The organism is Streptomyces sp. KPB2, assembly GCF_003950055.1.
GTDB classification, from domain to species: Bacteria; Actinomycetota; Actinomycetes; order Streptomycetales; family Streptomycetaceae; genus Streptomyces; species Streptomyces salinarius.
In genome coordinates, this window is sequence record NZ_CP034353.1 from 2,421,243 (window position 1) to 2,446,738 (window position 25,496).

The window sequence follows — 25,496 nt, forward strand, 5'->3', positions numbered from 1 at the left end:
GGACGCGGCTCCACAGCGATGGTGCCAGGCACAGTCGGAGGAGGAAGAAGTGGCAACACCCCCAGGCGGTCCGTCAACGGGCAACTGGTCGTACGGCCCCGGTCAGGGCCAGGGCGACGGCTCGGCGAACGGGTACGGCTACCCCTCCGTGCCGAACCACCGGCAGCCGTACGCGCCGCAGGGCCCCGGCCCTTCGCCGTACGACCAGCCGCAGGCTCCGCGCATCCAGCCCGTGCAGCCGCAACGCCGCACCCCTGAGCCGGCGCCCGCCGGGGCGTCGAACAATCCCCTGGTGCGCCCGTACGCCATGACGGGCGGCCGCACCAGGCCCCGGTACCAGCTCGCCATCGAGGCGCTGGTGCACACCACCGCGCAGCCGCACCAGATGCAGGGCCAGCTGCCCGAGCATCAGCGGATCTGCAACCTCTGCCGGGAGATCAAGTCGGTGGCCGAGGTCTCGGCCCTCCTGACGATCCCTCTCGGCGTGGCCAGGATCCTCGTCGCCGACTTGGCGGAGGCGGGACTGGTCGCCATCCATCAGCCCGGCGGCGACGAGAGCGCCGGCGGCCAGCCAGACGTGACACTGCTCGAAAGGGTGCTCAGTGGACTTCGCAAGCTCTAGCGGCGGTCCTTCCCGCTCCACCACTTCCGCGAAGATCGTGGTGGCGGGCGGCTTCGGCGTGGGCAAGACCACGTTCGTCGGCGCTGTCTCGGAGATCAATCCGCTGCGCACCGAGGCCGTGATGACATCCGCTTCGGCGGGCATCGACGACCTCACCCACACGGGGGACAAGACGACCACCACGGTCGCCATGGACTTCGGCCGCATCACGCTCGACCAGGACCTGATCCTGTACCTCTTCGGTACGCCGGGCCAGGACCGGTTCTGGTTCATGTGGGACGACCTGGTGCGCGGTGCCATCGGGGCGATCGTCCTGGTCGACACGAGGCGTCTGGCCGACTGCTTCCCGGCCGTCGACTACTTCGAGAACAGCGGCCTGCCGTTCGTGATCGCGCTCAACGGCTTCGACGGGCAGCAGCCGTACCAGCCGGACGAGGTCCGCGAGGCGCTGCAGATCGGCCCGGACACGCCGATCATCACGACGGACGCGCGGCATCGCGCCGACGCGAAGTCCGCGCTCATCACTCTCGTGGAGCACGCCCTGATGGCCCGCCTGCGCTGACGCGCCGCCGAGCCTGCGGCAGCCGTGCCGCGCCCCAGCCTGCGGGCAGTCGTGCCGCTGGGGCGGCACGGGTGGGCGCAGGCGGCACCCCGCTACGCCGGGCTGCGACACGCCCCCTGCGGCCACCGAGCTGCCGGGGGCGGTTTCGTTGCCGGGTGCGGGCAGTACGTGGCCGGTCGCGCAGTTCCCCGCGCCCCTGAGTGAGTTCCCCGGCCCGGCGTCGAGCAGAGACCCCACACACAGGTCGAGGCCCCTCCGAAGTGGAGGGGCCTCGATCTGTACGTGTGCTGAGGTCAGCGCCAGCTGTGTGGCGCCCTGAAACCCGGCTCGCGTTCCAGGCGGCGCCAGCCCGCGCGGGCGCGGCCGCCGCCGTGGGTCGGGGCGATCTCGGCGGGGCGGGCGGCGGCACGGGCCAGGAGGAGGGCCGTGATGGCGGCGACTTCCTCGGGCTCGGCGTGGCCCTTCTCGACGCGGATGTCGGCAGGGGACATGGAAGTGGCTCCTCGGGTCACTGCGGCGGGTTGCCGTGCTTGCGGGAGGGCAGATCGGCGTGCTTGGTGTGGAGCATCGCCAGGGACTTGATCAGCACCTCGCGGGTCTCCGCGGGGTCGATGACGTCGTCGACCAGCCCGCGTTCGGCCGCGTAGTAGGGGTGCATCAGCTCGGACTTGTACTCCTTGACCATGCGCGCCCGCATGGCCTCGGGGTCCTCGGCGTCGGCGATCTGCCGGCGGAAGATGACGTTGGCGGCACCTTCCGCGCCCATGACGGCGATCTCGTTGGTCGGCCAGGCGTAGGTGAGGTCGGCGCCGATGGACTGGCTGTCCATGACGATGTAAGCACCTCCGTACGCCTTGCGCAGGATGAGCGAGATCCGGGGCACCGTCGCGTTGCAGTACGCGTAGAGGAGCTTGGCGCCGTGGCGGATGATGCCGCCGTGCTCCTGGTCGACGCCGGGCAGGAAGCCGGGTACGTCCAGAAGGGTGACGATCGGGATGTTGAAGGCGTCGCACATCTGGACGAAGCGCGCGGCCTTCTCCGACGCCTCGATGTCCAGCACGCCGGCCAGCGCCTGCGGCTGGTTGGCGACGATGCCGACGACCTGACCGTCGAGGCGGGCCAGGGCGCAGATGATGTTGCGGGCCCAGCGCTCGTGGACCTCCAGGTACTCGCCCTCGTCGACGAGTTCCTCGATCACCTTGGCCATGTCGTACGGGCGGTTGCCGTCCGCCGGGACCAGGTCGAGGAGCACGTCCGAGCGCCGGTCCACGGGGTCCGAGGACTCGTGGCGGGGTGGGTTCTCCCGGTTGTTCTGCGGCAGCAGGGAGAGGAGGTAGCGGACCTCGGCGAGGCAGGTCTCCTCGTCGTCGTAGGCGAAGTGGCACACGCCGGACGTCTCGGCGTGCACGTCGGCGCCGCCCAGGCCGTTCTGCGTGATCTCCTCGCCGGTGACGGCCTTGACCACGTCCGGGCCCGTGATGAACATCTGCGAGGTGTCGCGGACCATGAAGACGAAGTCGGTGAGGGCGGGGCTGTAGGCCGCGCCGCCCGCGCACGGGCCGAGCATCACGCTGATCTGCGGGATGACGCCGGACGCCTTGGTGTTGCGCTGGAAGATGCCGCCGTAACCGGCGAGGGCGCTGACGCCCTCCTGGATGCGGGCGCCGGCACCGTCGTTGAGCGAGACCAGCGGGGCACCGGCCGCGATGGCCATGTCCATGATCTTGTGGATCTTCGTGGCGTGGGCCTCGCCCAGCGCGCCGCCGAAGATCCGGAAGTCGTGGGCGTAGACGAAGACCGTGCGCCCCTCGACCGTGCCCCAGCCGGTGATGACACCGTCGGTGTACGGCTTCTTGGCCTCCAGGCCGAACCCGGTCGCCCGGTGCCGGCGCAGCTGCTCGACCTCGCGGAAGGAGTCCGGGTCCAGGAGCAGCTCGATCCGCTCACGCGCCGTCAGCTTGCCCTTGGCGTGCTGCGCCGCCGTCGCCTTCTCGCTCGGTCCGGCCAGCGCCTGCGCACGAATCTCGTGCAGCTCGGCCACTCGCCCGCGCGCGTCCGTCGGCTCACCCGGCGCCTCATCCAAAACGGTCATGTAGCGACTCTACGAAGCCGACCAAGGATTGCGAGCCGTCGACTCCGTACAGTCTCCGGCCCGTTTTCCTGGTAGCACTGAACAGAACCCCCACCCCGTGCAGCCTTTCCGACTGTTCAGAGGGCCTCTGGCTTGTAGGGGTCTAACAAACCCGTCAGCTGAGAGTCACCTCACATTCATGGGTGGTACATGCCATCCCCGGAGTGACGCGGAGGTGCAGTCGGCGGCCCGTGGCGAGGATCTCGACCGTCTCGTCGGCCCGCGACACCGCGCTCACGGGGTGGTCCCAGACGATCTCCAGGGGCTGTCCGGTGCGCGGCGGTTCGCTCACGCAGAGCGTAGCGGTACGGCCGCTGCGGCGGACCAGCACGCTCGCCCCGGCGGACGCGGTGAGCGGGCCCGCCGTGCCGGCCTGCCAGAAGTTGGCGGCCGTGAGGCCGAGGGAGGGGACGGTGACCGCCTGGCGGCGGGCGTCGTTGGCGAGGATCCTCAGCCGGCTCCGGTCGGCGGCGCGCCGGGCCACCGCGCCCCGGGAGGCGCCCGGCATGACGAGGTAGACGTAGTCGGCGTCGGAGGGGTCGGTGCCGTGGTCGAGCCAGAGGGTCTGCCAGCGCCGGGTGCGGCGCTCGGTCGTGCTGGTGGTGTTGATGTCGGACCAGGCGCCGGTGCGGTCCTCGCGCAGGGTCCGCAGGTCGCCCTCGGGCACGATCCAGCCGCCGTGGCCCTCCAGGTGGGCCCAGTGCCGGCCGCGTACCAGGGCCCTGTTGCCGCCCTCCCCCAGGTTGCGGTTGTCCACGACCGTCTCGACCGGGACGCCGTCCGCGCACGTGATGCCGGCGCCGAGGCAGACCACCTCGTCGTCGAGGAAGAACCAGGACTTGCGCGCCTGAAGGGTGGAACCGAGGCCCTTGAGGTGCTGGCCGACGGCCGCGTACACGCCGTCGGTCGTGCCGCCGACCCAGCGCACGTCGGGTTTGGGCTCGCCCCATTCGCCGCCCGCGCGGTCGGGCAGGCGCTTGGTGGAGACGGTGGTGCCGGGCAGCCGGTACCAGTCGACGGTGGGCCAGAACCAGTCTGTGTACTGATCGGACCGGTCGGACCGAGCGGACCGGTCGGACCGAGCGGACCGGTCGGACCGAGCGGACCGGTCGGACCGAGCGGACCGGTCCGCATCGCTCCCGTTCGCCCACCAGGTGAGCATCCCCGCGCCGGTGTGCCAGCCGCGCGGGTTCTCGCCGTTGCCGCACTCGTAGTGGGCGATGCGGTCGCTGGCCATGGCGAGGCCCGCGGTGAAGGCGGGGCGGCGGTGGACGGCGCGGTCCATCGCGGCGAAGAGGTGGTGCCCGGCGGGTTCGGGGGCGGCCGCGCCGGGTGCGTCGGCGATGGCGTGCAGCCGGGCGAGGTCGGCGACCGGGAACTCCGGTGCCGTGAGGATCGGGGTGACGGTGTCGCGTGCGATCCACCCCTTGATGCGGGCGTGCCAGCGCTGCCGCTCGGCGTCGCTCGCGCCGCCCGCGAGGACCGCCACGGCGGCGATCAGCTGGCGGCCGTGGAAGTGGTCGCCGCGCATGACGTGCAGGTCGTCGCTCTTGAGGTAGCCCCGGCTGATCGCGCGGCCGTTGACCACGTCCATGACCAGGCCGTCGTGGATCAGCGGTGCGTAGGCGCGCTCGACGCTGTCGAGGACGATCTGCCTGCCCGGGTCCGTCACCGCCCACTCGGAGCCGGCGAGCAGGGTGAACAGCCGGCCCAGTCCGTCCAGCATGACCTGGCCGTACGTCCCCGAGTAGGCGACCCAGGTGTGCTGGACGAACGAGCCGTCGGCGTAGAGGCCGTCGCCCTTCGTGACGTACGGGAAGACGGGCGAGAGGGCGTCGCGGGCGAGGGCGATCTTGGCGGGGGCCCGGCCCAGGATGCCGCGCAGGGCGACGGAGCGGCACAGGTCGACGCGGTTGGCGCCGGTGGAGGTGCCGGAGTAGTCGCCGAGCATCGCGTCGGGGACGAAGTGGTCGACGGCGGCGCAGGCGGCGGCCACGCGGTCGGTGCCGAGGTGGTCGTACAGGGCGGCCGTGATGTCCATCAGGAGGCGGGGGCTGCCGATCTGCCACTCCCACCAGTTGCCGTAGCGGGTGGTGGCCGGGTTGTAGACGGTTGCCGACAGGTGGTCGAGGCCGCGCAGGATGTCGGCGAGGAGGGCGGGATCGCCGGTGGAGCCGGTGCCCTCCTGGACGTACGCCTCGGTCATCGTCCACAGGCGGCCGTAGGCGAAGGTGATGCCGGCGGGCGGGTCGAAGGGGTGGCCGGGCCACAGGGAGGTGGGGGTGGGCGTCATGGTGGCGCGGTGCTCGCGGGCGCGCTCACCGGTCCCGGCGAGGCGGGAGGCGTACGGCTCGGCGGCCGGGTCGTAGCCGGCGCCGAGGGCGATCTCGAGCCAGCGCCGGCGGAGGGTGTCGTAGGGGTCGGCCGCCGCTGCCGCGGGGCGGGGGACGGCCGCGAGGGCGGCGGTCGCGGCCGCCGTGAGCAGGATCGCGCGGCGGGTCGGTGCGGTGGGGCGCTGTGGGGTCATGCTCATGCCGTCTATCACGCCGGGGGCGGGAGGGGAACGGTGTCGCGACACGTGCTGCGAAGCGGTTGAAGGCGGCATGGAATAGGTCTAGAGTCGAGTCCGTTGGACTGGTTGAACATTCAACTTCAAGTGTTCCCGGAGGACACCATGACCACCACCCCCGACCTCTCCACGCTCACCGGCGACTACACCGTCGACCCCGCCCACACGACGATCGGCTTCACGGCGCGGCACGCCATGGTCACCAACGTCAAGGGCAAGTTCCTCGACTTCACCGGCACGCTGCACCTGGACGGCACCGACCCGTCCCGGTCCACGGCTTCGCTCGACATCACCATGGACAGCATCGACACGGGTTCCCCCGACCGGGACGGCCACCTGAAGAGCTCCGACTTCTTCAACACGGGCGAGTACCCGACGATGACCTTCCGCTCCACCAAGGCGGAGTCCCTGGGCGGCGACGACTACCGCATCACCGGCGACCTGTCGATCCTCGGCACGACCAAGCCGCTCACCATCGACCTGGAGTTCAACGGCGCCGCCAAGGACCCCTTCGGCAACGAGCGCGTCGGCTTCGAGGGCAAGGCGGAGATCAAGCGCTCGGAGTGGGGGCTCACCTGGAACGCGGCCCTGGAGACGGGCGGCGTGCTGGTCTCCGACAAGATCAAGCTGAACTTCGACATCTCGGCGATCAGGCAGGCCTGACGCCCGGTGCCCCCTCGGGGGCGGCGAAGTCCACATCGGCGGCGGCCCGGACCCGGATACGGCGGCCGGGCCAGCCGATCATGCGGTAGACGGCGTTGGCCTGCGTGATGGAGCGGTCCGCCGGAACGAGGTCGACGTCCTCCTCGGTCCGCACCGACGTGGTGTGCCCGTCGGCGACGACCACGAGGTCGTAGCCCCGGCTCAGCGCCTGCCGCGCCGTGGTGTCCACGCAGACCTCCGTGGCGAACCCGGTGACGATCACCTCGGTGACGCCCAGCGCCCGCAGGGTCTCGTCGAGACCCGTGCCGAGGAAGCTGTCCGGGGTCGTCTTGTCGACGACCGGTTCTCCTTCCCGCGGGGCCAGCTCGGGCACGACCTGCCAGCCCTCGGTGCCGGGCACCATGCCCTCGTCCCGCTGGCGCACGGTGACCACCGGCACTCCGGCCGCGCGGGCCCGCTCGCTCAGCCCCGCGATCGCGGCGACCGTCTCGGCGGCCCGGTGCGCCATGGCGACCGTGGTGTTCTGCATGTCGATGACGAGAAGCGCGGCAGTGGGCGGCATGCCCTCACTCTAGGGGTGCGCCCCGCCCGGGCGCCGCCGCGTTCTCCAGCAACTCCCGCGCCTGGCCGAGGGCCTGGCCGAACGGGTCGGGCAGGACCCCCAGCCCGTACGAGACCAGGGCGCCCTCGTGCAGCAGCATCAGCGTGCGCCCGAGGCGCTCCGCGCCGGCCGCGTCGAGCTCCCCGGCCAGACGGGTGAACAGGCCGAGCATCCACCGCTTCTGCCCCGTGATGACCGGGTACGCCGGATGGGCCGGGTCGCTGATCTCGGCGTGCGCGTTGATCATGCTGCACCCCTTCCGCCCGTACTCCCCGGCCCAGGTGCGCGAGGCCTCGAACACCTCCAGGATGCGGGCGGCCGGCCCCTGCTCCGCGACCGCCTCCAGCCGGCCGGCCAGCAGTTCGCGCCAGCGCTCGTCGCGTCCGGCCAGGTACTCCACGACGATCTGCTCCTTGGAGCCGAACCGGTCGTACAGCGTCTTCTTGGTCACCCCCGCCTCGGCCGCGACGAGGTCGACGCCCACGGCATGGATGCCGTGCTCGTAGAACAGCCGCTCGGCGGCCGCCAGCACCCGCCGGGCGCCGGGTGTCATCCGGACGCGGTGCGGTTTCTCTTCTGGACCCATGACGCCAAGTATACCGGTCTGTATAGTGGGCACCTGAGACGAGTAAACCGATCTGTCTACTCCGGACTCTGGATGTGGTCCACGTGAACGCCCTGCTCTCGGTCGCCTTCGTCCTGTGCTGGAGCTCCGGCTTCATCGGCGCCAAGCTCGGCGCGGGAACCGCCGACGCGAGCACGCTCCTGATGTGGCGCTTCCTGCCGCTCGCCGCGGTGCTGCTGGCCGCCGCGGCCTTCTCCCGCCCGGCATGGCGGGGCCTGACGCTCCGCGACGCCGGGCGCCAGATCGCCGTCGGCGCCCTCTCCCAGAGCGGCTACATGCTCGGCGTGTTCTACGCCGTCCAGCTCGGCGTCTCCAGCGGCACCACCGCCCTGATCGACGGCGTCCAGCCGCTCGTGGCCGGCGCGCTCGCGGGGCCGCTGCTGCGGCAGTACGTCTCGCGCCGGCAGTGGCTCGGCCTCTGGCTGGGCCTGGCCGGCGTCGCCACGGTCACCCTGGCCGACGCCGGCGCGGCGGGCGCGGACGTGCCCTGGTGGGCGTACTTCGTGCCCTTCCTCGGCATGCTGTCGCTGGTGGCGGCCACCTTCCTGGAACGCCGCTCGTGCGCGCCGGTGCCGCCCCGGGTGTCGATGACGATCCACTGCACGACCAGCGCCGTCCTCTTCGCGGTCCTGGCGGCCTCGCTCGGAACCGCCGTCCCGCCCGCCGACTCCTCGTTCTGGCTGGCGACCGGCTGGCTCGTGGTGCTGCCCACCTTCGGCGGCTACGGCCTGTACTGGCTGATCCTGCGCCGGTCCGGCATCACCGAGGTCAACACCCTCATGTTCCTCATGGCCCCGGTCACGGCGGTGTGGGGTGCCCTCATGTTCGGCGAGCCCTTCGGGGTCCAGACCGCCCTCGGCCTGGCGGCCGGCCTCGCCGCCGTGGTCGTCGTCCGGCGCGGGAACGGGGCGGACCGGACGCGGCGGCCCTCGCGGCTCGCGCGGTCCCGCACGGACCGTCCGGCGGTCGCGCGGCCGCCGGCGGACAGGCGCTGACGCCCGCCGGGTGCCTCAGAAGCCGCCGCCGAAGTCGCCGCCTCCGCCGCCGAAGCCGTCGCCCCCGCCGAAGTCGCCGCCGCCGAAACCGCCCCCGAAGTCACCGGGGTCGAAGTCGCCGCCCGAGACGTCACCGCCCTCGTAGCCGCCGAAGTCGCCGTAGCCGGTGCCGTAACCGGCCCCGTACGCCGGACCGGCCATCATGCCGCCCAGCATGGTGCCGACGAGCAGGCCGGGCAGGATGCCGCCGCCGAAGTAGCCGCCCGCCCAGGGGCCGTAGGCCGGACCCGCGTCCCAGTAGGGGCGGCGGCCGTACTCGGTGTCCACCTCGCGGATCATCGGGGCCCGCCCGTCGGACAGCCGGGCCCGGTCGGCCGCGCAGACCGGGACCTGGCGGGTGGCGCCGCCCGGCGGGGTCCAGGTGGCGTCGGCGACCGACGGGCCGTGGCGCGGGTCGAAGAAGCAGGGCGGACGGCGTTCGGGCAGCGGCCTGCCCTCGCGGCGGGCGGCGAGCTGGGCGAGCGAGAAGCGGCCGTCCTCCACCGCCTGGGTGACGGCCCGCACGTCCTCCGGCTTGCGGGCGTCCGCCATGTACGCCTTGGCCTGCTCGTAGGCATCGAGGGAGCGTTCGTAGTCCGCCCGCATCGCGTCGTCGGCACCCGGTTCCGCCGGGTGGAAGTCCAGCCGGTCCAGCTCCTCGCCGAACGCCGTGATGTCCTCGTCGACCACCACCCGCAGCCGTTCCAGCGACTCCCGCTGCTCGGCCTCGCGGCGCCGGCGGTTGCGCCGGGAGAGCGCGTAGACGCCCGCACCGCCGATGACCACCACCGCGCCCGCGGTGATGAGGGCGCCCGTGGGCGCGGACGCACCGCCGGAGTCCCAGGAGGAGGGGGCGGAGCCGCGCACGCTGCGCACCGCGTCGTCGACGAAGTCGTTCAGCTGGGCTTTGGGGTCGCCCGCGCCCTGGACCGCGGTGACCAGGTTCTGCACGCCCTGGCGGCTCAGCACGCTGCTGTCGGCGCGGGCGTCGAAGCGGTCGCCGCGGCGGATGCCGTACAGACCGGTGATGCCGGTCTCGGTGCGGAGGTTCTGGAAGAGGTTCGCGGTCGGATAGCCGGCCGGGAGGACCGCGACGAAGACGGGTTCGCCGGCGTCCTCGATCTTGTTGGCGAGGGCGTCCGCGTCCGACTTGGACAGCAGGTCGGAGGCGGCCGGGTCCACGTACACGGGACTCTCGCGCAAAGCGGCGCCGATCTCGGAGACGTCGGTCTGCGCCTGCGCGCCGGGCGCACCGGACGCGCCGGCCAACAGCAGGGCCAGTGCGGCGACGACCGGCGCGACCAGGAGGCGTATGAGGAGGTGCATACGAACGCCACTCATACGATGGGCGTACCCGAATGCACCTCAATCAGACATAAGGTGCATTCGGTATCGAGCGCTCCGCTCACTCGGCGGGCGCGACCCCCGCCCGCAGCAGCCCGTACGTGTAGGCGTCCTCCAGGGCCTGCCAGGAGGCGGCGATGACGTTCTCCGCGACGCCCACCGTGGCCCACTCCCCCGTGCCGTCCGACGTGGAGATCAGGACCCTGGTGGTGGACTGGGTGCCGTGCACGCCCTCCAGGATGCGGACCTTGTAGTCGACCAGGTCGAGCTTTGCCAGCTCGGGGTAGATCTTCTCCAGGGCGACGCGCAGGGAGCGGTCCAGGGCGTTGACCGGGCCGTTGCCCTCGGCGGTGGCGACGATGCGCTCGCCCTTGGCCCAGAGCTTGACGGTGGCCTCGTTGGCGTGGCTGCCGTCGGGGCGGTCCTCGGTGATCGCGCGCCAGGACTCGACCTCGAAGTACTTCAGCGGCCTGCCCTCGGCCTCGGCGCGCAGCAGCAGCTCGAAGCTCGCGTCCGCGGCCTCGTAGGTGTAGCCCGCCAGCTCCCGCTCCTTGACGCGCTCCACGACCCGGCCGACCAGCTCGCGGTCCCCGCCGAGGTCGATACCGAGCTCCTTGCCCTTGAGCTCGATGGAGGCGCGGCCTGCCATGTCGGAGACGAGCATCCGCATGGTGTTGCCGACCAGCTCGGGGTCGATGTGCTGGTAGAGGTCCGGGTCGACCTTGATCGCGGAGGCGTGCAGGCCGGCCTTGTGGGCGAAGGCGGAGACGCCCACGTAGGGCTGGTGGGTGGAGGGGGTGAGGTTGACGACCTCGGCGATGGCGTGGGAGATGCGGGTCATCTCGCGCAGCCGGCCCTCGGGCAGCACCTGCTTGCCGTACTTCAGCTCCAGCGCGGCCACGACGGGGAACAGGTTGGCGTTGCCGACCCGCTCGCCGTAGCCGTTGGCCGTGCACTGGACGTGGGTGGCGCCGGCGTCGACCGCGGCGAGGGTGTTGGCGACGGCGCAGCCGGTGTCGTCCTGGGCGTGGATGCCGAGCCGGGCGCCGGTGTCGGCCAGCACCGTGGCGACCACGGCCTGGATCTGCGCCGGGAGCATGCCGCCGTTGGTGTCGCACAGGATGACGACGTCGGCGCCGGCCTCCGAGGCGGCGCGTACGACCGCCTTGGCGTACTCGGGGTTGGCGCGGTAGCCGTCGAAGAAGTGCTCGCAGTCGACGAAGACCCGGCGGCCCTGCGCCTTGAGGTGGGAGACCGTGTCGGCGACCATCGCCAGGTTCTCGTCGAGCGTGGTGCGCAGCGCCAGTTCGACGTGCCGGTCGTGCGACTTGGCGACCAGGGTGATCACCTCGGCGCCCGACTCCAGCAGCGCCTTGACCTGGTGGTCCTCGGCGGCGGTGGCGCCCGCGCGGCGGGTGGAGCCGAAGGCCACCAGCTGGGCGTGCTTGAAGTCGATCTCCTGGCGGGCCCGGGCGAAGAACTCGGTGTCCCGCGGGTTGGCGCCGGGCCAGCCGCCCTCGATGAAGCCCACACCGAAGTCGTCCAGGTGCCGTGCGATGGCCAGCTTGTCCGCGACCGTGAGGTTGATGCCCTCGCGCTGCGCGCCGTCGCGCAGGGTGGTGTCGAAGACGTGGAACGAATCGTCGAGTTCGCTGGTTGCGGTCATGATCTGAAGGCTCCTGTATGGGATCTCGGTCTACCGGAATGACCGGTTCCACCGTTCCTCTATGATCCCTCGCGCTCCCTTCCCGGCTCGGGGTGGGCCAGGAAAGCGAAAAACCTCTCGCGGGTGCGAGAGGTCTGCGCGCGGGTCGAGGACGACGGTGTCCACCCGTACCTGGTCGTACGTGGTGGTCACTGCGGACCGGCGCGCCTGCTGCCAATAATCATGGCGAACGAGAGCACGGGGGAAGTCTGGCACATTCCGCCTCCGGTCCACCGCGCGTCTCAGGATGCGAGCGCCGGGCGTCCGGATCAGGACGGTGCCAGGAGTCCGTCGGCGAGGAACTCGCGTACGTGGCCGAGCACCTGCTCCCGGTCCGTGCCCCGCAGGCCGATCGCCACGTGGATGGCGAAGCCGTCCAGGAGGGCGCGCAGCCGGGAGGCGAACCGGTCCGGGTCGACGGCGCGGAACTCGCCGCGCGAGATGCCCTCGGCGAGCAGCGCGACCAGGTCGCGGTGCCAGGCGCCCTCGATGGCGGCCTGCCGGTCGCGGGCCTCGTCGGGGGCGTTCTGCGAGCGGTTCCACACCTCCAGCCACAGCGTCCAGTGCGGGTCGCGGTGGCCGTCGGGGACGTACAGGTCGACGTAGGCGTCGAGGCGTTCCCGGGCGGTGCCGGGCCGGGTGAGCAGGCGGCCGCGCTCGGCGCCGAGGCGGCCCTCGCTCCACTCCAGGGTGCGCAGCAGCAGTTCGTCCTTGGAGCCGAAGTAGTACAGGAGGTGGCCGCTGCTCATGCCGACCTCGCGGCCGAGGGCGGCCATGGTGAGCTTCTCCAGGCCGCGCTCGGCGATCATCTCCATGGCGGCGGCGAGGACGTCCTCGCGCGGCGGGGCCTGCCTGCGCCCACCACCGGCCATGTCCACTCCCGGTCCTCTAGATCTTCGGCTGCTGCTGCGTGATGCAGTGGATGCCTCCGCCACCCGCGAAGATCGTACGCGCGTCCACCAGGGTCACCGTCCGCTCGGGGAACAGCCGGCGGAAGACGCCCGCCGCGAGTTCGTCGTTCGGGTCGCCGAAGGAACACAGGACGACGCCGCCGTTGCACAGGTAGTGGTTGATGTACGAGTAGTCGACCCAGTCGCCGTTCTCGTCCTTCAGGACGGTCGGGGCGGGCACCTCGACGACCTCGAGGCGCCGTCCCCTGGCGTCGGTCTGGCCGCGCAGGATCTCCAGGTACGTCCGTGAGCGGGCGTGGTCGGGGTGGCGCGGGTCGCGCTGGCTGTGCACGACGACGGTGCCGGGCCGGGCGAAGGCCGCGACGATGTCGACGTGGCCCTGGGTGCCGTACCTGCCGTAGTCGCCGGTCAGGCCGTGCGGGAGCCAGATCGCCTTGGTGGTGCCGAGCCTGGCGTGGATCTCCGCCTCGACCTGCTCGCGGGTCCAGCCGGGGTTGCGGCCGGAGCCGAGCTGGACGGTGTCGGTCAGCAGGACCGTGCCCTGACCGTCGACATGGATCGCGCCGCCCTCGTTGACGAGCGGGCTGCTCAGCGCGGGCGTGCCGGCCAGGTCCGCGACATGGCGGGCGATCTTGGAGTCGTGCTCCCAGCGGGCCCACTCCTGGGCGCCCCAGCCGTTGAACACCCAGTCCACGGCGGCCAGCCGGCCCTGCCCGTCCGTCACGAAGGTCGGGCCGATGTCACGCATCCAGGCGTCGTCCAGCTCGCGCTCCACCAGGTCGACGTCCGGGCCCAGCAGCTCGCGCGCGGTGTCGCCCTGGCCGGGTCCGTGCACCATCGTCACCGGCTCGAAGCGGCGCACCGCACGGGCCACGGCCGCCCAGGCCGCCCGGGCCTCGGCCAGCTCCTCGTCGTTCGTGAACGTCGGGTTGGGGCCGGGCCAGGCCATCCAGGTGCGTTCGTGCGGGGCCCACTCGGGCGGCATGCGGAAGGTCATGGAGGTGTCCCAGGGGTCGGAGGAGCGTCGGAGGAGGAACGTCGGAGAGCGTCGGAGGAGGAGGAGCGTCAGAGGAAGTAGAGGCGGTTGAGGGAGACCGAGTCGGCGGGTTCGGAGCGCAGCGGGTCACCGTCGAGGGTGACCAGGCCGGTGCGCTGGTCGACGTCGACCGCGCCGGTACGGGAGTTCAGCCGCAGGTCGGCCGGGCCGATGCCGCGGGTGCCGCGCACGGCGACCCGACGGCGGCGGGTCGGCATGGTGTCGTGTCCCTGGTCGAGGGCGGCCTGCGCGACGAAGGCCACCGATATCTCGGCGGGCGTGGCGCCGTGCGCGCCGAACTGGGGCCCGAGGACGAGGGGTTCGCAGGTGTCGGTGGCCGCGTTGGGGTCGCCGACCACGCCGTACGCCGGGAAGCCCGACTTGAGGACGAGCTGCGGCTTGGCGCCGAAGTGGTCCGGGCGCCACAGCACGATGTCGGCGAGCTTGCCGACCTCCAGGGATCCGACCTCGTGGGCGAGGCCGTGGGCGATGGCGGGGTTGATGGTCAGCTTGGCGATGTAGCGCAGGACGCGTTCGTTGTCGTGGTCCGCGTCCGGGGCGCCGAACTGGGCCTTCATCTTCCCGGCCATGGCGAAGGTGCGGCGCACGGTCTCGCCGGCCCGGCCCATGCCCTGCGCGTCGGAGGAGGTGATGCCGATGGCGCCCAGGTCGTGCAGCACGTCCTCGGCGCCCATGGTCCCGGCGCGGATGCGGTCGCGGGCCATGGCGGCGTCGCCCGGCAGGTCGGTCTTGAGGTCGTGGACGGAGACGATCATGCCGTAGTGCTCGGCGACCGCGTCCCGGCCGAAGGGCAGGGTGGGGTTGGTGGAGGAGCCGATGACGTTCGGGACGCCGGCCATCTTCAGCACGTTGGGGACGTGTCCCCCGCCGCAGCCCTCGATGTGGAAGGCGTGGATGGTGCGGCCCTCCAGGACCCGGAGGGTGTCCTCGACGGACAGGCACTCGTTCAGCCCGTCGCTGTGCAGGGCGACCTGGACGTCGTGCTCCTCGGCGACGCGCAGCGCGGTGTCGAGGGCGCGGGTGTGGGCGCCCATGTCCTCGTGCACCTTGAAGCCGCTCGCCCCGCCCTCGGCCAGCGCCTCGATCAGCGGCGCCTCGTGGGACGAGGAACCCCGGCCCAGGAAGCCGATGTTGACCGGCCAGGCGTCGAAGGCACCGAAGGCGTGCTTCAGCGCCCAGGGCGAGTTGACGCCGACGCCCCAGACGGGGCCGAACTCCTGCCCGATGACCGTGGTCACGCCGGAGGCGAGCGAGGCCTCCATGATGCGCGGGGAGAGCAGGTGGACGTGGGTGTCCACGGCCCCGGCGGTGGCGATGAGCCCCTCGCCGGACACGACCGAGGTGCCCGTGCCGACGACCACGTCGACACCGTCGAGGGTCTCGGGGTTGCCGGCCCGGCCGATGGCGTGGATGCGCCCCTCGCGGATGCCGATGGACACCTTCCGGATGCCCTGCACGGCGTCGATCACGACCACGTTGCTGATCACGACGTCGCAGGTCTCGCGGACGGCGGCGGCCTTCAGGTGCAGTCCGTCGCGGGCGGTCTTGCCGAAGCCGGCGAGGAATTCGTCGCCGTGGCGCTGCGCGTCGGACTCGACGCGGATCACCAGTCCCGAGTCGCCGAGGCGGAGCCGGTCGCCGGCCCGGGGGCCGTGGGTGGCGGCGTACTCGTACGGGGTGAGGCGGCGGGCCTCGGCGGGGTGTCCTCCGGGGCGGCTCATCGCCGTCCCTCCTCTCCGGTCGCTCCCGGGTGTTCCTCTCCGGCGGCTCCCAGGTAGCCGCAGACGGCGGCCCGGCGCAGCGCCTCCTGTTTGGCGCCCGGCGCGTCCAGCGGGCCGTCCACCAGCCCCGCGAACCCGATGGCGACGCGGGCGCCGCCGATCGGCACGAGTCCCACCTCGGCGCTTTCGCCGGGGCCGAAGCGGACGGAGGACCCGGCGGGAACGGCGAGGCGCATGCCGTAGGCCCGCGCGCGGTCGAAGTCGAGCCGCGGGTTGGCCTCGAAGAAGTGGAAGTGGGAGGTCACGGAGACGGGCACGGTCGCGGTGTTGGTGACCGGGAGACGCACCGCCGCCTCGGGTTCGGCGTGTTCGGGTCCCGGCAGCAGGGCACCGGGGGCGTCGCCCCCGAGTCCGCCGCCCCCGACGGGGTCGGTGACGACCGCGAGGCGGGAGCCGTCGTCGAAGACGGCCTCCACGTGCACCTCGGTGACCACGTCGGCGACGCCGGGCAGGACGTCGTCCGGGCCGAGTACGGACCGGGCGCGCTCGATGGCCTCGGCGAGCCGCGCTCCGTCGCGGGCGGCCTCGCACACGGTGTCCGCGATCAGCGCCGTCGCCTCCGGCACGTTCAGCCTGAGTCCGCGGGCCCGGCGGGCGCGAGCCAGCTCGGCCGCCCCGAAGAGCAGCAGCCGGTCACGTTCCGTGGGGGTCAGTCTCACGACGCGACACCTCCTTGCCTTCCCGATTTTAGAGCAACACTCTAAACGTAAACATCACTCTAAACACGGGATTCACGCAGCGGAACCGTTGACGAGCACCCGGGGCGCACGTCACATTGAACGTCGCTCTAACCCTCGGAACACCTCGGACGGCCGTCGAAGGAGACCAGCCATGCCGATAGAACAGCGCGGAGTCGACACCATCCCGGACGCCGAACGCACCAGCGGTCCCCGGGACCTGGTCTCGATCCTGCTGGGGTCCAACCTCTGCCTGGGCGTGATCGTCTTCGGCTGGCTGCCGCCGTCCTTCGGCCTCGGCTGGTGGGCGTCGGTGAGTTCGGTGGTCGCGGGGACGGTCGTCGGCACGGTCTTCACGGCCCCGCTGGCGCTGATCTCCCTGCGCACCGGCACCAACCTGTCCACGTCCTCCGGCGCCCAGTTCGGTGTGCGCGGGCGCCTGGTCGGCTCGGTGGTCGGGCTGCTCCTGGCCCTCGGCTACACCGCGCTGACCGTGTGGATCGGCGGGGACGTGATGGCGGGCGTGCTCGGCCGGCTGTTCGGCCTGCCCCAGGGCGGTGCGACGTACGCCGTCGTCTACGGCCTGCTCGCCGCCGCGACCGTCGCGGGCGCGGTCTACGGCTACCGGGTGCTGCTCGCCATGTCCCGGGTGCTGGCCTACGGCATGACGGCCCTGCTGGTGCTGGGTGTGATCGCCTACGCCCCCGACTTCACCACCGCCGCGCTGCCGGAGGCGGGCGGGTATCTGCTGGGCGGGTTCTGGCCGACGTGGCTGCTGGCCGCCGTGGCCGCGGGACTGTCCGGGCCGATCGCCTTCATCACGCTGCTCGGCGACTACACCCGCTACATCTCACCGGCCCGTTTCTCCTCCCGCCGGGTGCTGCACGCGACCTGGCTGGGGCTGATGCTGGGTCTGCTGGTCCCCCAGCTCTTCGGCACCTTCACCGCGTACGCCGCCCGGGCCGCCCTGGACTACGCGGGCCCGCTGGTCGACGCCGCCCCCACCTGGTACCTGGTGCCGCTGCTGCTGGCCGCCTCGGCCGGCTCGGTCGGCAACGCGGGGCTGATGCTGTACTCGATGGGCCTGGACCTCGACGCGATCCTGCCGCGCGCCTCCCGGGCCCGCGCCACCTGCGCCGTCGCCGTCGTCGCCACGGCCTGCGTCTTCGCGGGGCACTACGCCTGGGAGGCGCAGTCGGCGATGACGTCCTTCGTGCTGCTGCTGACGGCGATCGGCACCCCGTGGGCGGTCATCACGATGATCGGTTCGGTCCGCTGCCGCGGGGTCTACGACGCGGACGCCCTCCAGGTCTTCAACCGCCGGGCGCGGGGCGGGATCTACTGGTACCGCTCCGGCTGGAACATCCCCGCGACGGCCGCCTGGGCCGTGGGCGCGGTGGTCGGCGTACTGGCGGTCTCCCTGCCGTCGTACGAGGGCCCGCTGCTGTCCCTCACCGGCGGGGTGGACTGCAGCTTCCTGCTGTCGGGGCTGGTGGGCGGGGTGGTGTACGTGCTGTTGCCGCAGCCCCGGGCCGCCTCGTCGGAGGAGCCCGGGGTCGAGGAACTCAGCCCGTCCGGCGCTTGAGGACGAGGCCGTTCAGGCCGAAGCGGGGGTCTGGGGGCGGCAGCCCCCAGCCGGCCCGCCCCCACGCCGGGGCCGCGTCACGCCAGCGTGTGCATCCACCCGTGCGTGTCCTCGGCGGTCCCCCGCTGGATGTCCAGCAGCGCGTCCCGCAGCCGCTGCGTCACCTCACCCGTCTCGCCCCCGCTCTGCTGCCACTCCGCGCCGGTCCGCTTGACCGTGCCGACGGGGGTGATCACGGCCGCGGTGCCGCAGGCGAAGACCTCGGTGAGGGTTCCGTTCTCCGAGTCGCGCTGCCACTGGTCGACCGAGACTCGGCCCTCCTGAGCCTCGTAGCCGAGGTCGCGGGCGACGGTGAGGAGGGAGTCGCGGGTGACGCCCTCCAGGATGGAGCCGGTGAGCGACGGCGTGATGATCTTGTTGCCGTACACGAAGTACAGGTTCATGCCGCCCAGTTCCTCGACCCACTTGCGCTCGATGGCGTCGAGGTAGCAGACCTGGTCGCAGCCCTTGGTCGCCGCTTCCGCCTGCGCGAGCAGCGACGCCGCGTAGTTGCCGCCGGTCTTGGCGTCGCCCATGCCGCCGGGGACGGCGCGGACCCGGTCCTCGGAGACCCAGATGGACACCGGCTTGACGCCGCCCGGGAAGTAGGCGCCGGCCGGGGAGGCGATGACGAGGAAGAGGTACTCGTTGGCCGGCTTGACGCCCAGGCCGACCTCCGTGGCGATCATGAAGGGGCGCAGGTAGAGGGACTCCTCGCCGCCGTGCGCGGGGACCCACTTCTCGTCCTGCTTGACCAGCGCGTCGCAGGCCTCGATGAAGGTGTCGACCGGAAGCTCGGGCATGCCCAGGCGGCGCGAGGAGGCCTGGAAGCGGGCGCCGTTCTTCTCCGGACGGAAGGTGGCGACGGAGCCGTCGGGCCGCCGGTAGGCCTTCAGTCCCTCGAAGATCTCCTGCGCGTAGTGCAGGACCATGGTGGCCGGGTCGAGGGAGAGCGGGGCGTACGGCACGAGCTGGCCGTCGTGCCAGCCGCGGCCCTCGGTCCACTTGATCGTCACCATGTGGTCGGTGAAGTGGCGGCCGAACCCGGGGTTGGCCAGAATCGCCGAGCGCTCGGAGTCCGAGAGCGGGTTGGCGGAGGGCTTGAGCTCGATCGTGGGCGTCGTCATGGGTGGCTGTCCTTCACCGGTATGGGTTGTGACGGGCCGCGATCACGCCCGTACGGCCGGTGGCCGGTGCTAGGACGTCCGAGCATTCCCTCACGTCGCGGCTTCGCGTTCGATTATCGCGCGCGGCCCACGGTGGGTGAAACGGGGTGAATGCGGCCCAGGATTCGATGGTCGCACCTGGCGGACGCAGGAGAAAGCCGCCGGGTGCCTTGTTTTTGGACCCGGCGGCTTCGAAACGGATTCGATCGAGTGGCGCGGCGGGTGTCAGCCGGCTACTCGTACGGCGAGTGCGTCGCCGATCTCCGAGGTGGAGCGGGCGGGCAGGCCACCGCGCTCGCCGAGGTCGGCCGAGACCGCCTCCTCGATGCGGGCCGCCTCGGCCTCGTAGCCGAGGTGGCGCAGCAGCAGGGCGACGGACAGGACCGTGGCGGTGGGGTCGGCCTTGCCCTGGCCGGCGATGTCGGGCGCGGAGCCGTGCACCGGCTCGAACATCGAGGGGAAGGCGCCGGACGGGTTGATGTTCCCGCTGGCGGCGACGCCGATGCCGCCGGAGACGGCCGCGGCGAGGTCGGTGATGATGTCGCCGAAGAGGTTGTCGGTGACGATCACGTCGAAGCGGGCCGGGTCGGTGACCAGGTAGATGGTCGCGGCGTCGACGTGGATGTAGTCGGTGGTGACCTCGGGGTACTCCGCGGCGACCTTGTTGAAGACGTTGGTCCACAGGTGGCCCGCGAAGGTCAGCACGTTGTTCTTGTGGACCAGCGTGAGCTTCTTGCGGGGGCGGGCCTGGGCGCGGGCGAAGGCGTCGCGGACGACGCGCTCGACGCCGTAGGCCGTGTTGACGGAGACCTCGGTGGCGACCTCGTGCTCGGTGCCCTTGCGGATGGTGCCGCCGTTGCCGGTGTAGGGGCCCTCGGTGCCCTCGCGGACGACGACGAAGTCGATCTCGGGCTGGCCGGCGAGCGGGGTGGCGACGCCGGGCAGGAGCTTGCTCGGGCGCAGGTTGACGTGGTGGTCGAAGGCGAAGCGGAGCTTGAGCAGGAAGCCGCGCTCCAGCACGCCGGACGGCACCGACGGGTCGCCGATCGCCCCGAGCAGGATGGCGTCGTGGCCCTTGAGGGCGTCGAGGTCGGCGTCGGTGAGGGTCTCACCGGTGGCGTGGTACCGCCGGGCGCCGAAGTCGAACTCCTTGGTCTCCAGCTTCACATCCTGCGGAAGGACGGCGGAGAGGACCTTCAGGCCTTCGGCCACGACCTCCTGGCCGATGCCGTCACCGGGAATCACTGCGAGATTGAGGCTGCGAGACATGACGGCACCCTATCGCTCGTCCCACGGGATGACATGCGGCGTCCGCCATGCGGACGCCACTGTTGTCCCGGGCCGCTCAGTGGCCGGTGGCGCCGCCGTTGTCCCGGCGGTCGAGGGCGCGCTGGAGGGCGGCCGCGGCGTTCTTGCGGTCGGAGTCGCCGGTACGGGAGAGGTGGCGGACTCGGCGGCGGGCGGTGGTCTCGGCCATGGGAATCGACTCCTTCGGCACAGCACACGGGGGTGCGGAGAAAGGGGATTGCATGAGGCCGGAAGGGGCGGGGAGCGCGGTGCCGCAGGGGTTGCCTGCACGGGCACGGTCTCACGGCCGCCCTTCGCTCGATCGAGCGGGACGTTCGGCTCCTACAAAGTTAAGGGAGCCCGCCGCGTCTGTCTGCACAATTACTCGGACTTCCTACTATCTGAGACGGTGCCTTCGCTCACACCGCCTAGGCCTGCGAAAACGCCCGGCGGGCCAGGTCGGTCGACCTGGCCCGCCGGGCGTTTCGCGCGCGGGTGTCAGCCCATGTGCGGGTAGGTGTAGTCGGTCGGCGCGACCAGCGTCTCCTTGATGGCGCGGGTCAGCGTCCAGCGCATCAGGTTCTGCGGGGCGCCGGCCTTGTCGTTGGTGCCGGAGGCACGGCCGCCGCCGAAGGGCTGCTGGCCGACGACGGCGCCGGTCGACTTGTCGTTGATGTAGAAGTTGCCGGCCGCGTAGCGCAGCTTCTCCATCGTGTACGCGGCCGCCGCACGGTCGTTGGAGATGACCGAGCCGGTGAGCGCGTAGTCCGACACCGACTCCATCTGGGTCAGCATCTCGTCGTACGCGTCGGCCTTGCTGTCGTCGTAGACGTACACGGCGAGGAAGGGACCGAAGTACTCGGTGCGGAAGACCTCGTTCTCCGGGTCGGTGCACTCGACGACGGTCGGGCGGACGAAGTAGCCGACCGAGTCGTCGTAGGAGCCGCCCGCGACGATGGTGCAGGTCTCGTCCTCCTTGGCCCGGTCGATGGCGGCCTTGTTCTTGGCGAAGGACCGCTCGTCGATGACGGCGCCGATGAAGTTCGACAGGTCGGTGACGTCACCCATGGTGAGGTAGTCGACCTCGGCGGCGAACTCCTCCTTGAACCCGTCGTTCCAGATGGACGCCGGGATGTACGCGCGGGAGGTGGCGCTGCACTTCTGGCCCTGGTACTCGAAGGCACCGCGGGTCAGCGCGGTCTTGAGCACGGCGCGGTCGGCGCTCGGGTGGGCGACGAGGAAGTCCTTGCCGCCGGTCTCGCCGACCAGGCGCGGGTAGGTGCGGTACTTCTCGATGTTGTTGCCGACCGTCTTCCACAGGTGCTGGAAGGTCTTGGTCGAGCCGGTGAAGTGGATGCCCGCGAGGTCCCGGTGCTCCAGGGCGACCTCGGAGACCGCGATGCCGTCGCCGGTGACCAGGTTGATGACGCCCTTGGGCAGCCCGGCCTCCTCCAGGAGCTGCATGAGCAGCACGGCGGCGTGGGTCTGCGTCGGGGACGGCTTCCAGACCACCACGTTGCCCATCAGGGCCGGGGCGGTGGGCAGGTTGGCCGCGATCGCGCTGAAGTTGAACGGGGTGATCGCGTAGACGAAGCCCTCCAGCGGGCGGTGGTCCATGCGGTTCCACACGCCCTGGGAGTTGGCCGGGGGCTGCTCGGCCAGGATGTTCCGGGCGTAGTGGACGTTGAAGCGCCAGAAGTCGATCAGCTCGCAGGGGCTGTCGATCTCGGCCTGCTGGGCGGTCTTGGACTGGCCGAGCATCGTGGAGGCGGCGATGGTCTCGCGCCACGGGCCGGACAGCAGCTCGGCGGCGCGCAGGATGATCGCCGCGCGGTCGTCGAAGGACATCGCGCGCCACGCGGGGGCGGCGGCCAGGGCGGCGTCGATCGCGTCCTGGGCGTCCTGCTGGGTGGCGTTGGCGTAGGTGCCCAGGCGCGCCTTGTGGTTGTGCGGCTGCACGACGTCGAAGCGCTCACCGCCGCCCATCCGCTTCACACCGCCGATGGTGCAGGGCAGGTCGACGGGGTTGTCGGCCAGCTCCTTGAGCTTGGCCTCCAGACGGGCACGCTCGGGCGAACCGGGCGCGTAGCCGTGCACCGGCTCGTTGACGGGGGTGGGGACCTGGGTCACAGCGTCCATGGGTTCCGTAACTCCTTACTGAGCGGGTTGTGCGAGCGGGTGCGGGCTCAGCCCTTGCTGACCATCGAGCGGGCGAAGAACCGGAGGTTGGCCGGCTTCTCCGCCAGACGGCGCATGAAGTAGCCGTACCAGTCGGTGCCGTAGGCCGTGTAGACGCGCATGCGGTGGCCCTCGGCGGCCAGTCGCAGGTGCTCGTCGCTCCGGATGCCGTACAGCATCTGGAACTCGTACTCGTCGAGCTTGCGTCCGGCCGTGCGGGCCAGTTCCTGGCCGATGGAGATCAGGCGCGGGTCGTGCGACCCGATCATCGGGTAGCCCTCGCCCTCCATCAGGGTGCGCAGGATGCGCACGTACGCCTTGTCGATCTCGTGGCGCTGCTGGTACGCGACCTCTGCGGGCTCCTTGTAGGCGCCCTTCACCAACCGTACGCGAGAGCCGCTGTCGGCGAGGCGGCGCGCGTCGGCCTCGGTGCGGAAGAGGTAGGCCTGGATGACGCAGCCGGTCTGCGGGAAGTCCTTCCGCAGCTCCTCGTGGATGGCGAACATCGAGTCGAGGGTCGTGTGGTCCTCGGCGTCGAGGGTGACGGTGGTGCCGATCTCGGCGGCGGCCTCGACGACCGGGCGGACGTTGGCGAGGGCCAGCTCGTGGCCGCCCTCCAGCGCCTGGCCGAACATCGACAGCTTCACCGACATCTCGGCGCGGGTGCCGAGCTCCAGCGGCTTGAGCCGGTCGATCAGCTCCAGGTAGGCGTCGCGGGCGGCCTCGGCCTGCGCGGGGGTGGTGATGTCCTCACCGACGACGTCCATCGTCAGTTCCAGGCCCTGATCGGTGAGCTCCCGGATGATCGGCACGATCTGGTCGACCGTCTCGCCGGGGATGAACCGGTCGACGACCGGCTTGGTCACGGGCGCGGCCGAGACGAGACGACGCATCCGGTCGCTGCGCGACGCGGCGAGAATCACGGGACCCAGCACGGGGCACCTCCACTTACCAACCAACACAGGGGCCGCTGCCCGACGTAAGGGGAACGGCACGGAGAACCACCGTGAAATCTAAGGATGACCCCGATCGTCGGCCATCGACAGCTGTCACGCATCCGTGCCGCGGATCTCAGACAGATGTATGAAGAGGGCGCACAAATACGGCAGAATGCCCGGGTGACGTCCGATTCCAGAGGTGCCACAGGAGCCGGCTCCGGCGGGGCCCGCGGCGACTACCAGGAGCTGATCGACGAGCTGTCGGAGCTGCTGGGCGCGCCCGCGACCCTGGAGAACCGCGACTTCGAGCTGATCGCGTTCGGCGCCTACGACAGCGAGGGGGACCTGGATCCCTCCGCCCTGGATCCGGTGCGCACCCGCTCGATCCTCACCCGGCGCTCCACGGCGGCGGTCCGGGCGTGGTTCGAGAGCTTCGGCATCACCCGCGCGACCGGCCCGGTCCGCATCCCGCCGACTCCCGAGGCGGGCGTGTACCGGGGACGCACCTGTCTGCCGGTACGCCATCGGGGTGTGGTCCTCGGCTACGTGTGGCTCCTGGACACCGACCCGGGCCCGACCGAGCCGCAGCTGGCGGCGGCCATGACCGTGACGGCGCGGATCGGGGCGCTGCTCGCCGACGAGGCGCAGCACGGCGCGGACCTGAGCCGGGAGCTGCGGGCGGTGCTCACGGCCGAGCGGGACTGGCAGCGGGACATGGCGGTGGCGGAGCTGCGCAGCGCGCTCGGCACCCGGGCCGAGACGCCGCACGCGGTGGTCTGCGTGGCGCTCTGGCCCTCGGCCGACCCCGACGACGCGCCCTCGGTCCGTACGGTGCCGGGCGCCACGGCTCTGTGCACGGTGCCGTGGGGAAGCTCGGGCGTGTCGCTGGCGCTGCTGGTCCGGCTGCGCTCGGCGGACGTGCAGACCCCGGCGACGTCGGCGGCGGGGCGGCTGCTGGAGCGGGCGGGGGCCCGGGGCGCCACGGGCGGGTCCGCGGGCGCGCCGGGCGGTGTCGCGGCCGGTGTCTCCGCGCCGCGCACGGGCCTGGCCGACCTGGGGACGGCCTGGGCGGAGGCGTCGGCGGCGGCCCGGGCGGCGCGTGCGGAGTCGCGGTTCGGGCCGGTCGCGCAGTGGACCTCGATCGGGGCGTTCCGCCTGCTGACCTCGCTGCCCCCGCGCGCCGCCGGCGATCCCGCCGTGCGGGCGCTGCTCTCCCCCGCCCACCGCGAACTCGCCCGCACGGCGGAGGTGTACCTGGACTGCGCGGGCCAGGCCGGCCGCACCGCCGCCGAGCTGGGCGTCCACCGCCAGACGCTGTACTACCGCCTCTCGCGCGTCGAGCAGCTCACGGGCCTGGACCTGGACGACGGCGAGGACCGGCTGCTGCTGCACATGGCGCTCAAGGCGCACCGCCTCCGGTAGCGGCCTCGATCACCCGGCGGAGGCCTGCGGTGATCTGGTCCGCACCGGGCGCGATCTTGGGGTCGAAGGTCCATTGCGCGATGAGCCCGGTCATCAGCGTCACGTAGAACATGCCGAGGGTGCCCAGCTCCTCGTCGGAGACGTCCTCCTCCCGCCCGCCCATGAGCAGGGGAATGAAGCCGCGCCCGGCCTCCTGCTGGGCCTTCGCGAGGTGGTCGCGCAGTTCGGGCAGCTGGTCGCCGATGACGATGATCTCCATGCTGAGCCGCCACAGGGAGCCGGGCTCCCGCATGGTGGCGATGACGTTCGACCAGACCTCCTGGAACCGCTCGACGGAGCCCGGTTCGGTGGCCGGCCCCGTCTTCTCGCCGCCCTCGAACGCGTCGGCCATGCCCTCGACCAGCGCCACGTAGGCCTGCGCCAGCAGGGCGTCCTTCGAGCCGTAGTGGTAGCCGATCGACGCCAGGTTGGTCCCCGACTCCTTGACGATGTCGCGCGCCGTGGTGCGCATGAATCCCTTGTGCAGCAGGCAGCGCTTGGCGCCTTCGAGCAGATCCTCGCGGTGTCCCATGACGCCAGCCTACCCATCTGTCCATACG

General features: G+C 71.7%; 23 protein-coding genes. 6 read left to right on the forward strand and 17 right to left on the reverse strand.

The window, feature by feature from the left end:
• Positions 1-49 precede the first annotated feature (49 nt).
• Positions 50-622 carry a DUF742 domain-containing protein gene (locus tag D1J63_RS10385; protein WP_061442377.1) on the forward strand — a complete coding sequence of 191 codons (573 nt, stop codon included), beginning with the start codon at positions 50-52 and terminating at the stop codon, positions 620-622.
• Positions 603-1,184, forward strand: a complete 582-nt coding sequence (locus tag D1J63_RS10390; RefSeq protein ID WP_030216560.1) for an ATP/GTP-binding protein — start codon at positions 603-605, stop codon at positions 1,182-1,184. Before D1J63_RS10385 ends, D1J63_RS10390 begins: the two co-directional genes overlap by 20 nt.
• A gap of 293 nt (positions 1,185-1,477) precedes the next feature.
• On the opposite strand, the gene D1J63_RS10395 is transcribed toward D1J63_RS10390, so the two are convergent.
• The 3 genes from D1J63_RS10395 to D1J63_RS10405 all read right to left on the reverse strand — a co-directional run bounded on the left by D1J63_RS10395 (position 1,478) and on the right by D1J63_RS10405 (position 5,842).
• Positions 1,478-1,675, reverse strand: coding sequence for an acyl-CoA carboxylase epsilon subunit (locus tag D1J63_RS10395; RefSeq protein WP_011030299.1), 198 nt, complete (start codon positions 1,673-1,675; stop codon positions 1,478-1,480).
• Between the two features lie 17 nt (positions 1,676-1,692).
• Positions 1,693-3,276: an acyl-CoA carboxylase subunit beta gene (locus D1J63_RS10400; RefSeq protein WP_125628668.1), complete on the reverse strand. Its 1,584-nt coding sequence runs from the start codon at positions 3,274-3,276 to the stop codon at positions 1,693-1,695.
• A gap of 154 nt (positions 3,277-3,430) precedes the next feature.
• Positions 3,431-5,842 carry a polysaccharide lyase 8 family protein gene (locus D1J63_RS10405; RefSeq protein ID WP_125635358.1) on the reverse strand — a complete coding sequence of 804 codons (2,412 nt, stop codon included), beginning with the start codon at positions 5,840-5,842 and terminating at the stop codon, positions 3,431-3,433.
• A gap of 147 nt (positions 5,843-5,989) precedes the next feature.
• Between D1J63_RS10405 and D1J63_RS10410 the strand changes: the two genes are divergently transcribed.
• Positions 5,990-6,547 (forward strand): YceI family protein, encoded by a 558-nt coding sequence (locus tag D1J63_RS10410; RefSeq protein WP_061442381.1) that lies wholly within the window; start codon positions 5,990-5,992, stop codon positions 6,545-6,547.
• Here D1J63_RS10410 and D1J63_RS10415 read toward each other — a convergent pair.
• Both D1J63_RS10415 and D1J63_RS10420 read right to left on the reverse strand, forming a co-directional pair.
• Positions 6,534-7,109 carry an isochorismatase family protein gene (locus D1J63_RS10415; protein ID WP_125628669.1) on the reverse strand — a complete coding sequence of 192 codons (576 nt, stop codon included), beginning with the start codon at positions 7,107-7,109 and terminating at the stop codon, positions 6,534-6,536. The two genes, D1J63_RS10410 and D1J63_RS10415, sit on opposite strands and share 14 nt — an antisense overlap.
• Positions 7,110-7,113: 4 nt before the next feature.
• Positions 7,114-7,734: a TetR/AcrR family transcriptional regulator gene (locus tag D1J63_RS10420; protein WP_125628670.1), complete on the reverse strand. Its 621-nt coding sequence runs from the start codon at positions 7,732-7,734 to the stop codon at positions 7,114-7,116.
• Positions 7,735-7,817: 83 nt separating this feature from the next.
• Between D1J63_RS10420 and D1J63_RS10425 the strand changes: the two genes are divergently transcribed.
• Positions 7,818-8,768, forward strand: a complete 951-nt coding sequence (locus tag D1J63_RS10425) for a DMT family transporter (RefSeq protein ID WP_125628671.1) — start codon at positions 7,818-7,820, stop codon at positions 8,766-8,768.
• A 15-nt stretch (positions 8,769-8,783) separates the two neighbouring features.
• Here D1J63_RS10425 and D1J63_RS10430 read toward each other — a convergent pair whose 3' ends face one another.
• The 6 genes from D1J63_RS10430 to ureA all read right to left on the reverse strand — a co-directional run bounded on the left by D1J63_RS10430 (position 8,784) and on the right by ureA (position 16,264).
• Positions 8,784-10,148 carry a hypothetical protein gene (locus D1J63_RS10430; RefSeq protein ID WP_125628672.1) on the reverse strand — a complete coding sequence of 455 codons (1,365 nt, stop codon included), beginning with the start codon at positions 10,146-10,148 and terminating at the stop codon, positions 8,784-8,786.
• A 64-nt stretch (positions 10,149-10,212) separates the two neighbouring features.
• Entirely contained in the window at positions 10,213-11,817 is a 1,605-nt protein-coding gene (cimA, locus tag D1J63_RS10435; RefSeq protein WP_102929846.1) for a citramalate synthase, read from the reverse strand.
• 308 nt (positions 11,818-12,125) lie between these two features.
• Complete coding sequence (locus tag D1J63_RS10440; RefSeq protein ID WP_102929845.1) at positions 12,126-12,728, reverse strand: TetR/AcrR family transcriptional regulator; 603 nt, start codon at positions 12,726-12,728, stop codon at positions 12,126-12,128.
• A gap of 16 nt (positions 12,729-12,744) precedes the next feature.
• Entirely contained in the window at positions 12,745-13,764 is a 1,020-nt protein-coding gene (locus tag D1J63_RS10445; RefSeq protein WP_125628673.1) for an agmatine deiminase family protein, read from the reverse strand.
• A 68-nt stretch (positions 13,765-13,832) separates the two neighbouring features.
• Positions 13,833-15,545 (reverse strand): urease subunit alpha, encoded by a 1,713-nt coding sequence (locus tag D1J63_RS10450; RefSeq protein ID WP_125628674.1) that lies wholly within the window; start codon positions 15,543-15,545, stop codon positions 13,833-13,835.
• Positions 15,542-16,264: an urease subunit gamma gene (gene ureA / locus D1J63_RS10455; protein ID WP_125628675.1), complete on the reverse strand. Its 723-nt coding sequence runs from the start codon at positions 16,262-16,264 to the stop codon at positions 15,542-15,544. Before ureA ends, D1J63_RS10450 begins: the two co-directional genes overlap by 4 nt.
• Positions 16,265-16,436: 172 nt before the next feature.
• Between ureA and D1J63_RS10460 the strand changes: the two genes are divergently transcribed.
• The gene (locus tag D1J63_RS10460) at positions 16,437-17,867 is read left to right on the forward strand and encodes a cytosine permease (protein WP_125628676.1); all 1,431 of its coding nucleotides are present in this window, start codon (positions 16,437-16,439) and stop codon (positions 17,865-17,867) included.
• A gap of 77 nt (positions 17,868-17,944) precedes the next feature.
• Here the strand turns inward: D1J63_RS10460 and D1J63_RS10465 are convergent, their stop codons facing one another.
• The 5 genes from D1J63_RS10465 to D1J63_RS10485 all read right to left on the reverse strand — a co-directional run bounded on the left by D1J63_RS10465 (position 17,945) and on the right by D1J63_RS10485 (position 23,472).
• The gene (locus tag D1J63_RS10465; protein WP_125628677.1) at positions 17,945-19,033 is read right to left on the reverse strand and encodes a branched-chain amino acid aminotransferase; all 1,089 of its coding nucleotides are present in this window, start codon (positions 19,031-19,033) and stop codon (positions 17,945-17,947) included.
• A gap of 264 nt (positions 19,034-19,297) precedes the next feature.
• Positions 19,298-20,341: a 3-isopropylmalate dehydrogenase gene (locus tag D1J63_RS10470; RefSeq protein ID WP_125628678.1), complete on the reverse strand. Its 1,044-nt coding sequence runs from the start codon at positions 20,339-20,341 to the stop codon at positions 19,298-19,300.
• Between the two features lie 76 nt (positions 20,342-20,417).
• Complete coding sequence (locus tag D1J63_RS37545; protein WP_102929838.1) at positions 20,418-20,549, reverse strand: hypothetical protein; 132 nt, start codon at positions 20,547-20,549, stop codon at positions 20,418-20,420.
• A 308-nt stretch (positions 20,550-20,857) separates the two neighbouring features.
• A complete protein-coding gene (pruA, locus tag D1J63_RS10480) occupies positions 20,858-22,498 on the reverse strand; it encodes an L-glutamate gamma-semialdehyde dehydrogenase (protein ID WP_102929837.1) in 1,641 nt (546 codons plus the stop codon).
• Between the two features lie 47 nt (positions 22,499-22,545).
• The gene (locus D1J63_RS10485; RefSeq protein ID WP_125628679.1) at positions 22,546-23,472 is read right to left on the reverse strand and encodes a proline dehydrogenase family protein; all 927 of its coding nucleotides are present in this window, start codon (positions 23,470-23,472) and stop codon (positions 22,546-22,548) included.
• 144 nt (positions 23,473-23,616) lie between these two features.
• Here D1J63_RS10485 and D1J63_RS10490 point away from each other — a divergent pair, with 144 nt between their 5' ends.
• Complete coding sequence (locus D1J63_RS10490) at positions 23,617-24,897, forward strand: helix-turn-helix domain-containing protein (protein ID WP_176153632.1); 1,281 nt, start codon at positions 23,617-23,619, stop codon at positions 24,895-24,897.
• On the opposite strand, the gene D1J63_RS10495 is transcribed toward D1J63_RS10490, so the two are convergent.
• A complete protein-coding gene (locus D1J63_RS10495; RefSeq protein WP_125628680.1) occupies positions 24,875-25,468 on the reverse strand; it encodes a TetR/AcrR family transcriptional regulator in 594 nt (197 codons plus the stop codon). The genes D1J63_RS10490 and D1J63_RS10495 overlap by 23 nt on opposite strands.
• Positions 25,469-25,496 lie beyond the last annotated feature (28 nt).

Bases quoted from the DNA above. Each gene is read 5' to 3' on its own strand.
- D1J63_RS10465 (WP_125628677.1), bottom strand. From the start codon at position 19,033: ATGACGACGCCCACGATCGAGCTCAAGCCCTCCGCCAACCCGCTCTCG.
- pruA (WP_102929837.1), bottom strand. From the start codon at position 22,498: ATGGACGCTGTGACCCAGGTCCCCACCCCCGTCAACGAGCCGGTGCAC.
- D1J63_RS10415 (WP_125628669.1), bottom strand. From the start codon at position 7,109: ATGCCGCCCACTGCCGCGCTTCTCGTCATCGACATGCAGAACACCACG.
- D1J63_RS10410 (WP_061442381.1), top strand. From the start codon at position 5,990: ATGACCACCACCCCCGACCTCTCCACGCTCACCGGCGACTACACCGTC.
- D1J63_RS10430 (WP_125628672.1), bottom strand. From the start codon at position 10,148: ATGAGTGGCGTTCGTATGCACCTCCTCATACGCCTCCTGGTCGCGCCG.
- D1J63_RS10395 (WP_011030299.1), bottom strand. From the start codon at position 1,675: ATGTCCCCTGCCGACATCCGCGTCGAGAAGGGCCACGCCGAGCCCGAG.
- D1J63_RS10400 (WP_125628668.1), bottom strand. From the start codon at position 3,276: ATGACCGTTTTGGATGAGGCGCCGGGTGAGCCGACGGACGCGCGCGGG.
- D1J63_RS10490 (WP_176153632.1), top strand. From the start codon at position 23,617: ATGTATGAAGAGGGCGCACAAATACGGCAGAATGCCCGGGTGACGTCC.
- D1J63_RS10450 (WP_125628674.1), bottom strand. From the start codon at position 15,545: ATGAGCCGCCCCGGAGGACACCCCGCCGAGGCCCGCCGCCTCACCCCG.
- D1J63_RS10460 (WP_125628676.1), top strand. From the start codon at position 16,437: ATGCCGATAGAACAGCGCGGAGTCGACACCATCCCGGACGCCGAACGC.
- D1J63_RS10470 (WP_125628678.1), bottom strand. From the start codon at position 20,341: ATGTCTCGCAGCCTCAATCTCGCAGTGATTCCCGGTGACGGCATCGGC.
- D1J63_RS10405 (WP_125635358.1), bottom strand. From the start codon at position 5,842: ATGACCCCACAGCGCCCCACCGCACCGACCCGCCGCGCGATCCTGCTC.
- cimA (WP_102929846.1), bottom strand. From the start codon at position 11,817: ATGACCGCAACCAGCGAACTCGACGATTCGTTCCACGTCTTCGACACC.
- D1J63_RS10420 (WP_125628670.1), bottom strand. From the start codon at position 7,734: ATGGGTCCAGAAGAGAAACCGCACCGCGTCCGGATGACACCCGGCGCC.
- D1J63_RS10445 (WP_125628673.1), bottom strand. From the start codon at position 13,764: ATGACCTTCCGCATGCCGCCCGAGTGGGCCCCGCACGAACGCACCTGG.
- D1J63_RS37545 (WP_102929838.1), bottom strand. From the start codon at position 20,549: ATGGCCGAGACCACCGCCCGCCGCCGAGTCCGCCACCTCTCCCGTACC.
- D1J63_RS10495 (WP_125628680.1), bottom strand. From the start codon at position 25,468: ATGGGACACCGCGAGGATCTGCTCGAAGGCGCCAAGCGCTGCCTGCTG.
- D1J63_RS10440 (WP_102929845.1), bottom strand. From the start codon at position 12,728: ATGGCCGGTGGTGGGCGCAGGCAGGCCCCGCCGCGCGAGGACGTCCTC.